Genomic DNA, 13,216 nt, shown 5'->3' on the forward strand with positions numbered 1-13,216 from the left:
GGACGCCTACAGGCGAGTTACCGTCAGCGAACTTTCGCGGTCGAACTCGTGGAACAACTGCTGCCGGGCCGGTCGGACGTCCTCGTCGGTCGCCAGCCACGGGTCCGTCGTTCCGGGGTGTGGATCGAACCGGGGAGCGTTGCTGCTCGCGACCTCGAGTCTGAGCCAGTCGCCGGCGGGAACGCGGTGGTGGACGTTCCACATGTCGATGCGGACGAACATTGGCCCGTCGGGAACTTCGACCTCGCGGTCGCGGCCGTGTCGATATCGTGCCCGTCGAATCCCTTCACAGAGGTTGTACGCCTGGCCGTCGGCCGTCACGTGGACGAGTTTCGCCGTGAAGTCGGTGTCCGGTGCGTCCGTGGCGACCGTCAGGTCGGCGCACACCGGGCCGGCGAGTTCGATCGGGTCCGAAAGCGGCGGCGTGGTGTAGGTGCACACGTCCTCGCGCCGTTCGATCTCGCGCTGGTCGTAGACGCCGGGCTCGACGTCGCCACAGCAAAGCGGACCGCCGCGAGTTGGAACTGGATCGGTCGGATCGTGCGTCCAGGCGTCCGCCGGTTCGAACTTCGACGGCGGCGTCCGCTCGAGTCGACCGTCCGAGAGGTCGGTCGCGGCGGTCCCGTCGCTTCGCAGGAACCAGCGTTCCGGTCGGGCAGCCGTCGGCGGCCAGTCGTCGTGTCTCGTCCACTCGCCATCGCCCCCGTCGTCGGCGACCGTCGTGCGGAGCGTCTCGACCAGTCGTCCGTCGCTCGCGAAGGGACCGCGGGGCTCGTCGCGGACGTACGTGTCGAAAAACGCCATGTGGAGGTCCCAGACGCCGTACGCGTCGGCGCTCGCCTCTTCGCCGAAGGCGAGGTCGCCGATCTCGCTCGAGGTATTCTGGTGTGCCCACGGCCCGATCACGAGGTGCTGGGGTGCGGGCGAGCGGTCGCGCAACCCGGCGTAGTTGGCGACGGTTCCGCGCTGGCAGAGTTCGTACCAGCCGGTGACGTGGAGTCCAGGGACGTCGATCCTGTCGTACTCGGGTTCCGGGTCGAACGAGCGCCAGAACTCGTCGTACGTCGGCCGAGTGGTCCAGGCGTCCCAGTGGGGAACGAGATCGCCCGGCGTCAGGCCGGCCGGCAGGTCGACAGCCTCGAGGACGCGTTCCGGGAGGTCGACCAGCGGCCGTGACTCGGTCGTCGCCTCGAGTCGGTCGAGGGCGTCCTCGAGGGCGTCGTGTGCGGCCGCGGCGGTCTCGTCGTCGAGTCGATCGGCCTCCTGAAGTCGGTCGACCGTGTGGCCGGCGACGGACTGTCCGAGCGACCAGGTGACGTAGGTCATCGCGCTCATCGCGCCGTCCTGGAAGAAGTCGGCCTGGTGGAGGTCGCTCGGGGAGAACATCGGGGCGATCGCGGCCAGGCCATCGGGGCGCTCGGCGGCAGCGAACAGCTGGACCTGGCCAGGGGACGAGCCGCCGTACATCCCGACGCGGCCGTTCGACCACAGGCGGTCGGCCAGCCACTCGACGGTCGCAGCGCCGTCGCTCGCCTCGTGGACCCAGGGCAGGAATTCGCCGTCGCTATCGCCCCGGCCGCGGGTGTCCTCGTACGCGACCGCGTAGCCGGCGTCGAGCGCGCGTGCGGCGACGCCCAGCCCCTCGGGGTCGTCGGGCCGGCCGTACGGCGTCCGCTGGAGAAGCGTCGGCAGGTCACTTCGCCCTTCCGGGCGGAACACGCGAATCGCGAGGTCCGTCCCGTCCGCTGCTTCGTGGGTGTAGTCGTCGGTGCGATACGGCTCGATCGGGGGTTCGGAGTCTGTCGACTCCTCGTCGTCACTCATGATTACTCGAGAGATCGGTTCGGTGTTCGATGCGACTGGCAGTCGGATGGGCGTCGGGCGTCCGTCCGGGCGGACGGAACGGCAGAAGCGAAGCGGGTCATCGATCGACTCGGTTGCGTACGCTACCGAGACCCGGCGCATAACGACTTCGATACGTCGACGGACGAATCGCGGTCGAGCGATCGCCGACCGCGGCCGATAGTATATAATTCGCGCCGATCCAAACCGGACCCGATGGCTGGAGACGCCGATCCGTCCACGATTCGTTCGCTCGCCGTCTCGAAGGAGGACGTCGTGAACGCATTCGTCTACGGACGAGAGAATCCCGGCACCGCCGTCCTCCGTGCGACGCCGCCGTTTCACGGGCGAATGCGCGCTCGCATCCACGTCTACCAGGTCGACGATACGAGGCTAACGGGCGCGATTCACGTCCACCCCGCCGACCTCCTCGAGAGCGAGGTCGTCGAGGAGTACCCCGCGCTCGAGGGCGTCGAGGACGACCTCGCGGCCGGCGACGGCGAAGCCGACCCCGAACGGGTCCGCGAGGAACACGCGAGGGCACTCGAGGAGTGGCAAAAGCGAGCGCGAGAACGGATCGTCGACGACGTCGGCCTCGAGGTCGACGGAGTGGAGGTCCACGTCGACGTCAAGACGCTCGGCTGAGCGGGACGTCGCCGTCGTCTCACACTTTCACTTTCACCGCGGACGGGTCGACTTGACGTACTGTCAGTCGAATCGACACCTATGCACGTCAGCGCGAAGCGAACCGAAGACGGGACCGACGAGACGCCGACGGTCGACCCGCGACGGCGGCGCATCGACGTCACCGACGTGACGGCCGGACGCGTCCAGGAGTACGTCCGCGAGAACGTCGGCACGGAGCGCGTCTCACTCGAGCACCGCGGCGCGCGAACCTACCTCCTCGTCGAGAAGTGATACTGTCGGTACGAGCCGTCGATCACGCCGAGCGAACCCACTCGAGTAGCGCCTCGGGGAGATCGTCGCGCGTCTCGGGCGTTACCTCGAAGACCTCGACGTCGTCTCTGCCCTTCACGTCTCCGAGAACGCCGCGCTCGGAGCGATATTTGATCGCCGCGAGCACCGGCACCGCCGACTCGAGTGCGCGATCGAGCGTGCGGACGAACCGCTCGCTCTCGAGTTCCATCGGCGCAATCTCGTCGATCACGACGCAGTCGGCGTCGTAGATAGCGGAAAATATCGCCTGTTCCGAGATGCGGTCGACGGCGCTCACGTCGACGCGGTACGTGCCGACGGCGGGTCCGTCGTCGAACGCGACGTGAGCCATGGTCTCGCGGTCGCTGCTCGCGAGGTCGACGATCTCGAACCCGACGCGCTCGCCGTTCTCGCGGATCTCGGGAGCGGTGACCCCGCCGACGGCGTACCCCCGATCGCGAAGCAGGGAGACAGTTCGCTCGAGTGCGGTCGTCTTCCCGCTTCTCGGCGGGCCGGTGACGAGTGCGTTTCTGGGCATCGGTGGTTCGTGAGAAGGATGTGGGAGGTTGGGGATGTGATCGAAAGCGGTGCAGTTGCGGACGTGACGAAAGTCGACGACTCGAGCGGTCTACTCGCCTTTCGCGATCGGGGCGCGGATGAGGTTGCCCCACTCGGTCCAGGAGCCGTCGTAGTTGTGGACGTCCTCGTAGTCGAGCAGTTCGCTCAGCGCGAACCACGCGATGGCCGACCGTTCGCCGACGCGGCAGTAGGTGATGACCGACTCGTCGCCGTCGATGCCGGCCTCGCTGTAGAGGTCCTCGAGTTCCTCGGGCGGGAGGAACCGGCCGTCGTCACGCAGGTTCGTCGGGACGGGGACGTTCGACGCGCCGGGGATGTGGCCGCCGCGCTGGGCAGTTTCGTCGAGTTCCGGCGGGGCGATGAGTTCGCCGGAGAACTCCTCGGGGGAGCGAACGTCGACCATCGGGAGGCCGGCCTCGCGGGCCTTGTCGACGTCGTCCTTGTAGGCGCGGATGCTCTCGAACGGGCCGCGGGCCTCGTAGTCCCGTGCCGGGAAGTCGGGTTCGTCCTCGGTCAGCGGGTAGTCGTTCTCGACCCAGTAGTCTTTCCCGCCGTCCAGGACGCGGGTGTCCTCGTGGCCGTAGTACTTGAACTCCCAGTAGGCGAAGACGGCGAACCAGTTGGGGATGTGGCCGTCGCCGTAGAAGACGACCGTCGAGTCCGCGTCGATGCCGATTTCCCCGACGAGTTCCTCGAAGTCGTCTCTCTTGAGGATGTCACGCTGGTCCTGGTCGGAGAGGTCCTCGTCCCAGTTGAGGCCGATCGCTCCCGGAATGTGCCCCTCGTCGTACAGGGAGGGGAAGTCGTTGTCCGGTGGGTTCGGACTCTCGATCTCTACGAGTCGGTACGACGGGTCGTCCGACTGGAACTCCTCTAGGTGGTCGTCGACCCAGTCGGCCGAGACGAGCACGTCGGTATCGTATTCGGACATACACGAATCGCTTCCACGAGCAGGTCCAAAAGGCTAGCAGCGAGGGTAAATCTCCACCGTTTCTATGACGCCGCCGTCGGGGGTCAGGCACGCCGAATCGCGACCCCGTTCACTCGGCAGGGACAGAGCGGACAGAACGCGCTTCCGTGTCGACTCGAGACCGACCTCGAGTGTGTCGCCGACGGCGGCAACGTCTGCCTCGCTCGCGTCCGAGGATCGAACCGCCACCCCTAATCCGTCGCAATCGCGAGTGCGAGTATGCGACTCGCACGACTCTCGACACCCGAGGGACCGGTGGCCGGACGGTACGAGGACGGCGTCGTCTACGCGTCCGACGGCCGGTACGAGGTGGGCGTCGACGGACGCCTGTTGCCCCCCTGTGAGCCCTCGGTGCTGTACTGCGTTGGCCGGAACTACGCGGCAACCCTGGAGCAGATGGAGTACGAACGGCCCGAGGAGCCGGACTTCTTCATCAAGCCGCCCACGTCGCTCGTGGGCCACGAGCAGCCGATCCCCTACCCCGCGTTCACCGACGAGTTGACCTACGCGGGCGAACTGGCGGCCGTAATCGACGAACGCTGTCGGAACGTCACACCCGAGGACGTCCCCGAGGTCGTCCGGGGTTACACGATCATGAACGACGTCGACGCGCTCGACCAGCAGGGACGAACTGCACGAAAAGCCTTCGACGGGTCGGGGCCACTCGGGCCGTGGATCGAGACCGACGTCGATCCCACGGACATCGAGATGTGGACCGACGTGGCCGGCGAGCGCCGCCAGGAGGCGACCACGGAACTGATGCTGTTCGATCCCTACGAGGTCGTCTCGTACCTCTCGAGACGATTCACGTTCCGGCCGGGCGACGTCGTCGCGTTCGGGAGCCCCGCGAATCCCGGACTGATCGAACCCGGCGACACGGTCGAAATCACCTACGAGGGCGTCGGCACGCTCCGGAACACCGTCGCGACTGACGACGCTCGAGCGTGAGTTCCCGGTCCCGGTTCCCGACCGAGCGCGATCGCCGCCCGTCGTCCGCATAGAAAGGCACTTTCCCGCCCGTCCGCTTCACTCGAGCGTGAGCACCGACGCCCCCCGCCGCGTCGAGGTCTACCCCGGCCGCGAGGCGGTCGTCGAGTTCGATCCCGACCTCACCTTCGAGTGCGTCGAGGACTGCACGTGGTGTTGTCACCACGGCGTCCTGCTGTACGACGAGGACCTGATCGAACTCGCCAGGCGAGCGAACCTCGCGGAGACGACGACGGACTTCCGCGGCGAGAAGTTCGTCCGCCGCGAGCGGAAAGACCGCGAGGGACACGTCGCCGACGACGGCCACGCCTGTGCCTTCCTGCGCGAGGACGGCCTCTGTTCGCTACATCTCGAGGAAGACTGGAAGCCGACTCGCTGTTCTGTCTTCCCGCTCGGCGTCCGTCTCGAGGACGGCGACCTCCACGTCGACGTTCGCGACTCGGCCCACGACCACTGCGAGGGACTCGGAGTGAGCGACCGGCGCGTGATCGACAACCTCGACGCCTTCCTCCCCGAACTCCTGTGGGAACTCGAGAACCCGGACTCCGATCGAGCGCTGTAGACGTCAGCGCGTCGCCTGTTTCCACTCCCGGAGGCCGACGATCTCGCCGTCGATCGCCTCCGGGTCGGCTGCCGTCGCCGCCCAGACGAACATCCCCGCGATCGATTCCGGATCGCGACCCGTCCCGCCCGTGAGGTCGGTCGCGACCTGTCCAGGCTCGAGACAGCCCACGACGTAGTCGGTGTCAGCGGCGAACCCTCGAGTTACGGCCTCCGCGCCGGCTTTCGAGACAGCGTAGGAGCCGTAGCCTGGCTTTGCGTTCCGGGCGATCGCACCCGTCGGGACCAGGACGCGAGCCCCCTCGTTCAGGTGTGGGAGCGCTTCCGCGATCGTCACGAAGACGCCACGACCGTTCGTCCGCCACGCGTCGTCGAACGCGGCGTACGACTCGCCGTCGATCGGTGTCTCACCCGGGTCGCCGTGGTAGACGCCCGCGGCCGCGACGACGACGTCGATGCCGCCCGCGTCGCCGACGCGGGAGGCGGTCTCCATCAGTCGCTCGACGTCGAACTCGTCGCGGACGTCCGTCCTGACGCCCGTAACCGTCGCGCCCGACGCCTCGAGGTCGTCGACGACCTCCTCGAGGGCGGCAGTGTCTCGAGCACCGAGGACGACCGCTGCACCCTCCGTGGTGAATGCGTCGGCGACCGCACGTCCGATGCCGCCCGTTCCGCCGGTTACCACGACTGTCGTCTCGTCCATACCCACCATATGGCCTCGAGCGACAGGAACCCACCGGAAATACTCGGAAACCCTACGTAGTGAAGACGTACGCTTATCAACGAGCCGATACTCCATTCGGGTATGGAATCGCTGGACGGTGCGTCGATCGTCGTGATCGGCAGCGGTGTCGGTGGTCTCTCGACCGCCTGTTACCTCGCCGACGCGGGTGCCGACGTGCACGTGATCGAGAAAAACGAGCAACTCGGCGGCCGGGCGTCGACGCTCGAGGCAGAGGGCTTTCGCTTCGACATGGGGCCGTCGTGGTACCTCATGCCCGACGTCTTCGAGCGCTTCTTCGGTGACTTCGACCGGACGCCCTCCGACTACTACGAACTGACCCATCTCGATCCCCACTACCGGATCTTCTTCAAAGACGGCGACGAGGTGGACGTCACGGCCGACCTCGAGCGGACGAAGCGCATCTTCGAGTCCTACGAGGAGGGCGCGGGCGAGGCCTTAGAGCGCTATCTGTCGAAGTCCCGGGAGAACTACGAGGTGGGGATGAAACACTTCGTCTACGAGGACCGCGAGCGGCTGCGCGACTACCTCGACCTCGACGTGGCGCGACAGGCGCGCGGTCTCTCGCTTCTGGGATCGATGCAGGATCACGTCGAGAACTACTTCGAGCACCCGAAGCTCCAGCAGATCATGCAGTACACGCTGGTGTTTCTCGGTGGCTCGCCGAAGAACACGCCGGCGCTGTACAACCTGATGAGCCACGTCGACTTCAACCTCGGCGTCTGGTACCCCGAGGGCGGTCTCGGCGGCGTGATCGACGGCATCGCCGACCTCGGCCGGGAGCTTGGGGTTACCTACGAGACGAACCGGCCGGCGACGGCGATCAAGGGACGCGAGGGGGCGTTCAAAATCGAGACGCCCGACGGCCCGCTCACGGCCGATCTCGTGGTGAGCAACGCCGACTACGCCCACACCGAGCAGGACCTGCTCTCGCCCGAACGACGCGGGTACGACGCCGACTACTGGGAGTCGCGTACGTACGCGCCCTCCGCGTTCCTGCTCTACCTCGGCGTCTCCGGTGACGTGCCGGAACTCGCCCACCACACCCTCGTCCTCCCGACGGACTGGGAGGAACACTTCGATCAGATCTTCGAGGACCCACAGTGGCCGGACGATCCGGCCTACTACTGCTGTGTCCCCTCCGAGACCGACGACACCGTCGCACCCGCGGGCCACAGCAACCTGTTCGTCCTCGTCCCGATCGCACCCGGCCTCGAGGACACGCCCGAACGTCGCAGCCGGTACCGCGACCAGATCCTCGAGGACGTCGCCGAACACACGGGGACCGACCTGCGCGATCGGATCGTCTTCGAGGAGAGTTTCTGCGTCGAGGACTTCGCCGACCGGTACAACAGTTTCAAGGGGACGGCTCTGGGAATGGCACACACGCTTCGACAGACCGCCCTGTTTCGCCCGCCCCACCGTTCGAAGGAGGTCGACGGCCTCTACTTCGCCGGCTCGTACACCACACCGGGCATCGGCGTTCCGATGTGTCTCATCAGCGGCGAACTGACCGCGGAGAAGGTGTTCGAAGATCACGGATGATCGTCCGAGGTGCGTGAGTGTGACCGACAACCGAACCGCTCGAGCGGACGCCGGGACCGTCGACAGGCTCTCGTACCTGCTGACGCTCTCGCGACCACGATTCTGGCTCTACCTCGCGGGGCCGGTGCTCGTGGGCGTCGCCTACGCGGCCGATTCGGTCGGCGACCTGTTCGCGCCCGCCGCGGTCGTCCTGTTCGTGTACTTCCTCTTGCCGGCGAACGTCTTCCTGTACGGCATCAACGACGTCTACGACCGGGAGATCGACGCCGAGAACCCCAAGAAGGAAGGGCGAGAAGCACGCTACGAGGGACAGTCGTTCGTCCCCGTCGCTGTCGGGCTTGCCGCCACGATTCCCCTCGCGTTCTTTCCGATCGTCCCCGCCGAGGCGTGGCCGTGGCTCGCGGCGTTTCTCGTCCTCGGCGCGGCCTACAGCGCGCCGCCGCTACGACTCAAGACGACGCCCCCGCTGGACTCGATCTCCAACGGGCTGTACGTGACGCCCGGCGCGGCCGCCTACGCCGCCGTCGCCGGAACGCAGCCACCGGCGCTCGCCGTCGCGGGCGGATGGCTCTGGGCGATGGGGATGCACACCTTCTCCGCGATTCCGGACGTCGTGCCGGATCGCGAGGCGGGGATCCGGACCACCGCGACCGTCCTCGGCCCACGACGGACGTACGCCTACTGTGCGGCCTGCTGGCTCGCCACTGCGGGCGCGTTCGCCGCGCTGGATGTTCGGCTCGGGGCACTCATGCTCGTCTACCCCGCGCTCGTCGCCGGCGTCGCGACCTCGAGTATCGCCGTCTCCCGTGCCTACTGGTGGTTCCCCGCGATCAACACCGTCGTCGGCGCGGCGCTGACGATGGGCGGCCTCTGGAGGGTACTGTATGGGTGACGTGGCGACGGCGGCCCGCGAACTGACGCGAACGGACGTCGAGCGACGGCTCGAGACGGCGATCCGGGACAACCGGTTTACGATCGCCGTCGTCTTCCCCGTCGTCGGCGCGACGCTGCTCGTCGCGAGCGCCGAGGGCCTGCTCCCGGAACCGCTCTCGTACAATCCGCTGTTGATCCTGTTCGGGACGCTCGTGATGCGCTCGCCGTTGGTCGTCGGACTCCTCCCGCGGATCGGACGGTGGGCGGTCGGCTGTCTCGGCGTTCTCGTCGTCTACACGTACCTGATCGAGGCGGTCGGCGTCGACACGGGCTGGCCCTACGGCGCGTTCGAGTACACGATCCAGCTCGGGCCGATGCTGTTCGGCGAGATCCCGCTTGCGTTGCCGCTGTTTTTCGTCCCGCTGGTGCTCAACGCCTACCTGCTGACGCTGCTGGTGCTTCGCGGGTTAGCCGACAACGTCGCCGCACGGCTGGGAACCGCCATCGCCACCGTCGTCGCGATCGACCTCGTGCTCGATCCCGCGGCCGTCGCGATCGGCTTCTGGGCGTACCTCCCGCCGGGCGCGTACTACGGCGTGCCGGCGTCGAACTACGTCGGCTGGCTCGTCTCGGGGACCGTCGCCGTCGTCCTCGTCGACCTCGCGTTCGACCGGACGGCCCTGCTCGAGCGCGTCCACTCCTGCGAGTTCGTCCTCGACGATCTGGTGAGTTTCGTCCTGCTATGGGGGACGATCAACGTCCTCTACGGCAACTGGATCGCGGCGGCGATCGCCGGCGCGTTCTGCGTCGGATTGCTCGGGACGGGTCGGTACGACCGGGAGATGCTCCGGACCGTCGTGCCGTCCGTGGCGAGCCGGTAGAAACGTTATCGCGTCGGGACGCGCTCGCCGGGTCCCGGTCCAGGGTGGCCGGTCTCGAGGGCGGGCACCGCGGAGACGCGCTGGAACACCGCCTCGGGGTCGCGGTTCCAGTGCCAGTGCCAGCGGGTCTTCGCGACACACCACAGCTTCCGCGTCGTCGACAGCGACGGCTCCTCGGTGAGCACGTCGTAGCCCTGTGCCCGGATCAGGCGGTGGTGTTCGGCGTAGAGGACGGCGGCGAGCAACACCGGGAGCTGACAGTCCTCGGGAAGGTAGCGAATGCCGGCGACGCCCTCCCGATAGAGGTCCTCCGTGCGCCTGAGTTCGTCGGCCATCGCCCTCGCGAACGATTCGGACATCTCGAGGTTCTCGATCTGTTCCTCGGCGACGCCGTGGCTCCGCAGGGTCTCCCGTGGAATGTAGATCCGGTCGCGGTCGACGACGTCCTCGCGGACGTCCCGCAGGAAGTTCGTCATCTGGAAGGCCTCGCCGAGTTTGACGGCGTGAGGAAGCGCCGTCTCCGGATCGTCGGGTTCCATGATCGCGGTCATCATCACGCCGACGGCGGCGGCCGACCCGCGCATGTACGCCTCGAGGTCCTCGTAGGTCTCGTAGCGGTTCGTGTCGATGTCGGTCTTCATCGCGTCGACGAACTCGTCGACTTCCTCGTCTGCGATGCCGTAGCGCTCCCGGAGGTCCTGGAACGCGACGAGGACCGGATCGTCGGGGTCGACCCCGCCGAGTGCCTGTGCCCGAAGCTCCTCGAGGCGGGCGGCCTGCTCGTCGGGCGGGACGTCGGCTGCGTCGTCGACGACCTCGTCGGCGATGCGAAAGAACGCGTACAGCACGTGCGTCGCGTGCCGAACGCGCCGCGGGAGGAATCGCGTCGCGAGGTAGAACGTCTTCCCGGTGCGCTTCTGTATCTCCTTCCCAGCCTCGATGTGTTCCTGTTGCATTCTCACTTTTTTCCAGTCCAGCCTGGCAACGATACGATAAGTAGTGTTCGACAGATGAGTACAAAAGAGCTAGCCCTCACCAGGCAGGTTTTCGCGAGACGGCGGGTAGAAAGGAAAGAATATCTCGGATCGACGAACAGTCCGTCGAACGGCTACTCCTGACGACGGTGAACGGTCATCGGAATCTCGTGTTTCGGCCGTGCGGTGATCGTCGCCATCAGGTCGAGGTCGGTTCCAGGCACGAGTTCGAGGTGGTACTGCTGGTAGAGAGTCGCGAGGATGAGTCGCGCCTCGAGCATCGCAAAGCGGTCGCCGATACAGCGGCGGGGGCCGGCCGCGAAGGGGAAGTACGCGAGTTTCGGGATCGACGACTCGAGGTCGTCGTCCCATCGTTCGGGGCGGAACGCGAGCGGGTCGTCGTACCAGCGCGGGTCGCGGTGGACGACCCACTGGTGCATCCGGATCGTCGCACCCGCCGGGATCTCGTAGCCGCCGATGATGTCCGGTTTGACGGGTTCGCGGACGATCCCCGGCACCGGCGGGTACAGCCGCATCGACTCCTTGACGACCTGCTCGGTGTAGGTCAGGTCAGAGAGGTCCTCCATCGTCGGCGTCGCGCCGCCGAGGACGTCCTCGAGTTCGGCGACGAGTTTCCGTTCGACCTCGGGGTGCTGTGAGAGGAGATACGCCGTCAGCGTCAGCGAGAGGGCCGTCGTCTCGTGGCCCGCGAGCAAAAGCGTCACCACCTCGTCGCGGATCTGTTCGTCCGAGAGCCGGTTGCCGTTGTCGTCTGTCACCTCGAGCAGTTTCGAGATGACGTCCTGCTCGGTCGGGTTCTTCCGGCGCTGGTCGATCAGTTCGTAGACGACGGCGTCGAGTCGCTCCCGTGCGCGATCGATCCGTCTGCGCGAGGGGGTGGGAACGGCCGGCGGGAGAACGAAGTGCGAGAGGCTCTCCGAGGCGAGCATGAACTCCTCGAGTGCGTCGCCGACGGCGTCGACGTACCCGTCGATGTCGACGCCGAACAGGGCACGAGCGACGATCTTCAGCGTCACCTCCATCATGTCCTCGTGGATCAGACGGGTCTCACCGTCTTCCCACGTCTCGAGGGCCTCTTCGGTGAAGTCGGTCATCATCGAGGCGTAGCTCCGGATGCGATCGGGGTGGAACGCGGGCTGGAGGAGGTGGCGGTTCCGACGCCAGACTGCGCCCTCGCTGTTCAGGATCCCCTCGCCCGTGATGGGCCCGAGGACCTTCTGGAAGTTGTCGCCTTTGACGTAGTTCTCGTTGTTCTGGACGAGGACCTGTTCGATGTACTCGGGGTGGTTGAGCTGGTAGACCGGCCCGCCGGGGTCCTCCCAGTGGGCGATATCGCCGTACTCGCGGGCCGTTCGCGTCATGAAGCCGTAGGGGTCGCGAAGGAAGGCAAGCTGGTTGCCGAGCACGGGCAATCCGTCGGGTCCCGGCGGCGTTTCGCCGGTCGTCGGAGGCGTGTCGCTACTCATCGGTACTGTATCGAACGAACGCGTCCACTCTATCTCTGTATCCGAGTATCCTAGGTGGTTTTAAAAGTACACGTCGTAGCCTCGCTGTGTACAGCACCGAGCGCTCGCCTCGAACGGTCCCGAATCAGTCGAAACGGCCGCTCCAGCACGAAAATGGGGCGACAACACGGGATCGATGAGGTACGCGACGATCGTCCTGACGTGGGACGACCAGCCAGTTCATCCGCTCGACGACGTCTTCGCCCGCAGCGACGCGATCAGCGTCGAGGCGATCCGGTACGTGAGTCCGGCCTACGAGGGCCGGTACGTCGAACTGCTCGAACTCGCCGGCGACCTCGAGTCGGCGCGGACGCTCCTCGCCGACGCGCCCGGCGTCATCGAGTACGACGTCGCCGGCGACGGCGGACGGGGCGTCGCCTACGTGCAGTGTCGCACGGCCGGCCTCGTCGACGACCTGCTCGCGATCCTCCGGGAACACGAGATCGTTCTCGAGTGGCCGATGTCCTCCGTCGACAGCCACGACGCTCGCGGGCTCAAACTCACGGTGGTCGGCACGAGCCAGGCGATCCAGCGCGCCGCCGCCGACCTCCCGGACGGGATCGACCTCGCCCTCGAGCGACTGGGCGAGTACGAACCGACCGCCGGCCAGCTTTCGGGGCTGTTGACCGAGCGACAACAGGAGTTACTCGAGGTCGCGGTGCGCGAGGGCTACTACGAGGTTCCGCGGGAGACGACCCACCGCGAACTCGCCGAGCAACTCGAGGTCGCGCCGGGGACGGTGAGCGAGCACCTCCAGCGGATCGAGGCGAAGCTGATCGGGGCCGCCCTCGAGTGATACT

14 protein-coding genes are annotated in these 13,216 nt (G+C 66.9%); 8 read left to right on the top strand and 6 right to left on the bottom strand.

All coding sequences use genetic code 11. The features are described 5' to 3' along the window. Nucleotides 1-6: 6 nt before the first annotated feature. Nucleotides 7-1,824, bottom strand: coding sequence for a CocE/NonD family hydrolase (locus MU558_RS02530; protein ID WP_246971692.1), 1,818 nt, complete (start codon nt 1,822-1,824; stop codon nt 7-9). A 234-nt stretch (nt 1,825-2,058) separates the two neighbouring features. On the opposite strand from MU558_RS02530, the gene MU558_RS02535 reads away from it, so the two are divergent. Then, entirely contained in the window at nt 2,059-2,487 is a 429-nt protein-coding gene (locus MU558_RS02535; RefSeq protein ID WP_246971694.1) for a DUF8009 family protein, read from the top strand. Nucleotides 2,488-2,568: 81 nt separating this feature from the next. Further along, complete coding sequence (locus tag MU558_RS02540) at nt 2,569-2,760, top strand: hypothetical protein (RefSeq protein ID WP_246971696.1); 192 nt, start codon at nt 2,569-2,571, stop codon at nt 2,758-2,760. A gap of 22 nt (nt 2,761-2,782) precedes the next feature. Here MU558_RS02540 and MU558_RS02545 read toward each other — a convergent pair whose 3' ends face one another. Both MU558_RS02545 and MU558_RS02550 read right to left on the bottom strand, forming a co-directional pair. Continuing rightward, nucleotides 2,783-3,316 carry an NTPase gene (locus MU558_RS02545; RefSeq protein ID WP_246971697.1) on the bottom strand — a complete coding sequence of 178 codons (534 nt, stop codon included), beginning with the start codon at nt 3,314-3,316 and terminating at the stop codon, nt 2,783-2,785. A gap of 90 nt (nt 3,317-3,406) precedes the next feature. Further along, nucleotides 3,407-4,288: a sulfurtransferase gene (locus tag MU558_RS02550; RefSeq protein WP_246971698.1), complete on the bottom strand. Its 882-nt coding sequence runs from the start codon at nt 4,286-4,288 to the stop codon at nt 3,407-3,409. A 258-nt stretch (nt 4,289-4,546) separates the two neighbouring features. On the opposite strand from MU558_RS02550, the gene MU558_RS02555 reads away from it, so the two are divergent. After that, nucleotides 4,547-5,275: a fumarylacetoacetate hydrolase family protein gene (locus MU558_RS02555; RefSeq protein WP_246971699.1), complete on the top strand. Its 729-nt coding sequence runs from the start codon at nt 4,547-4,549 to the stop codon at nt 5,273-5,275. An 88-nt stretch (nt 5,276-5,363) separates the two neighbouring features. Continuing rightward, on the top strand, nt 5,364-5,876 hold the full coding sequence (locus MU558_RS02560; RefSeq protein WP_246971700.1) for a YkgJ family cysteine cluster protein: 513 nt from the start codon (nt 5,364-5,366) through the stop codon (nt 5,874-5,876). Between the two features lie 3 nt (nt 5,877-5,879). On the opposite strand, the gene MU558_RS02565 is transcribed toward MU558_RS02560, so the two are convergent. Further along, on the bottom strand, nt 5,880-6,578 hold the full coding sequence (locus MU558_RS02565) for an SDR family oxidoreductase (protein WP_246971701.1): 699 nt from the start codon (nt 6,576-6,578) through the stop codon (nt 5,880-5,882). A 102-nt stretch (nt 6,579-6,680) separates the two neighbouring features. Here MU558_RS02565 and MU558_RS02570 point away from each other — a divergent pair, with 102 nt between their 5' ends. From MU558_RS02570 to cruF, 3 genes are read left to right on the top strand one after another with little or no spacing between them, the layout of a single operon-like run. Beyond that, on the top strand, nt 6,681-8,162 hold the full coding sequence (locus MU558_RS02570) for a phytoene desaturase family protein (RefSeq protein WP_246971702.1): 1,482 nt from the start codon (nt 6,681-6,683) through the stop codon (nt 8,160-8,162). A gap of 19 nt (nt 8,163-8,181) precedes the next feature. Further along, nucleotides 8,182-9,054, top strand: a complete 873-nt coding sequence (locus MU558_RS02575) for a prenyltransferase (protein ID WP_246971704.1) — start codon at nt 8,182-8,184, stop codon at nt 9,052-9,054. After that, entirely contained in the window at nt 9,047-9,916 is an 870-nt protein-coding gene (cruF, locus tag MU558_RS02580; protein WP_246971705.1) for a bisanhydrobacterioruberin hydratase, read from the top strand. Before MU558_RS02575 ends, cruF begins: the two co-directional genes overlap by 8 nt. 5 nt (nt 9,917-9,921) lie before the next feature. Here the strand turns inward: cruF and MU558_RS02585 are convergent, their stop codons facing one another. After that, nucleotides 9,922-10,872: a phytoene/squalene synthase family protein gene (locus MU558_RS02585; protein WP_246971706.1), complete on the bottom strand. Its 951-nt coding sequence runs from the start codon at nt 10,870-10,872 to the stop codon at nt 9,922-9,924. Between the two features lie 152 nt (nt 10,873-11,024). Next, entirely contained in the window at nt 11,025-12,377 is a 1,353-nt protein-coding gene (locus MU558_RS02590; protein WP_246971707.1) for a cytochrome P450, read from the bottom strand. A 175-nt stretch (nt 12,378-12,552) separates the two neighbouring features. On the opposite strand from MU558_RS02590, the gene MU558_RS02595 reads away from it, so the two are divergent. Continuing rightward, entirely contained in the window at nt 12,553-13,212 is a 660-nt protein-coding gene (locus tag MU558_RS02595; protein WP_246971708.1) for a helix-turn-helix domain-containing protein, read from the top strand. Nucleotides 13,213-13,216 lie beyond the last annotated feature (4 nt).

It is taken from the genome of Natribaculum luteum (genome assembly GCF_023008545.1).
Lineage (GTDB): Archaea > Halobacteriota > Halobacteria > Halobacteriales > Natrialbaceae > Natribaculum > Natribaculum luteum.